A 1,151-nucleotide genomic window follows, 5' to 3' on the forward strand; every position below is an offset into this window, starting at 1 on the left:
TCGTTGTGACTGTCACCGACCCGGTGGGATCCGAGCAGGTGGAATCCGAGCAGGCGCCGTCGAGCTTGGGGCGGGCGGCGGCCCGGACCCTGGCCACGACGACCAAGTCGGTCCCGCAGATGCAGGGCATCTCCTCCCGCTGGCTGCTCAAGCTGCTGCCCTGGGTCGAGGTGGCGGCTGGGTCTTATCGCGTCAACCGGCGTCTCTCCTATGCGGTCGGGGATGGGCGGGTCACGTTCACCACCACCGGCGCGCAGGTCCGCGTCATCCCCCCGGAACTGGGCGAACTGGCCCCGCTGCGCGGCTTCGACGACGAAGACGTCCTGACCGAACTGGCCGACCGGTTCACCCAACGCGAATACGCCCCCGGCGACGCCCTCGTCGAATTCGGCTCCCCCGCCGACGAAGTCCACCTCCTCGCCCACGGCAAGATCACCAAAATCGGCACCGGCGCCTACGGCGACCAAGTCGTCCTCGGCACCCTCGCCGACGGCGACCACTTCGGCGACAGCGCCCTGATCGACGACGGCGGCATCTGGGAATTCACCGCCAAAGCCGTCACCACCTGCACCGTCCTGTCCCTGCCCCGCACCGCCTTCGACGACGTCCTCACCCGCTCCGAAACCCTGCGCGCGCATCTGGCCGATTACCGGGCCCGCGGGGCCGCGGCCAGCAACGACCACGGCGAAGCCGAAATCTCCCTCGCCTCCGGCCACGACGGCGAACCCGTCCTGCCCGGCACCTTCGTCGACTACGAAGCCCGCCCCCGGGAATACGAACTCTCCGTCGCCCAGACGGTCCTGCGGGTCCACTCCCGCGTCGCCGACCTCTACAACCAGCCCATGAACCAGATCGAACAACAACTCCGCCTGACCGTCGAAGCCCTGCGGGAACGGCAGGAACACGAACTGGTCAACAACCCCGACTTCGGGCTCCTGCACAACGCCGACTTCGCCCAGCGCATCCCCACCCGCACCGGCCCACCCACCCCCGACGACCTCGACGAACTACTCACCCTCGTCTGGAAAGACCCCGGCTTCTTCCTCGCCCACCCCAAAACCATCGCCGCCTTCGGCCGCGAATGCACCAAAGCCGGCATCTACCCCACCAGCGTCGACCTCGCCGGCCACCAAGTCCCCTCCTGGCGCGGC

The 1,151-nt window shown here is 68.8% G+C and carries 1 protein-coding gene; it reads left to right on the top strand.

Going from position 1 to position 1,151, the window contains the following annotated elements:
- Window positions 1-5: 5 nt before the first annotated feature.
- Window positions 6-1,151: family 2B encapsulin nanocompartment shell protein (locus H5965_RS45965; protein WP_310977639.1), on the top strand; the 1,146-nt coding region annotated here is incomplete at its 3' end.

The sequence above is a fragment of the Amycolatopsis sp. 505 genome (assembly GCF_031625235.1).
GTDB lineage: Bacteria > Actinomycetota > Actinomycetes > Mycobacteriales > Pseudonocardiaceae > Amycolatopsis.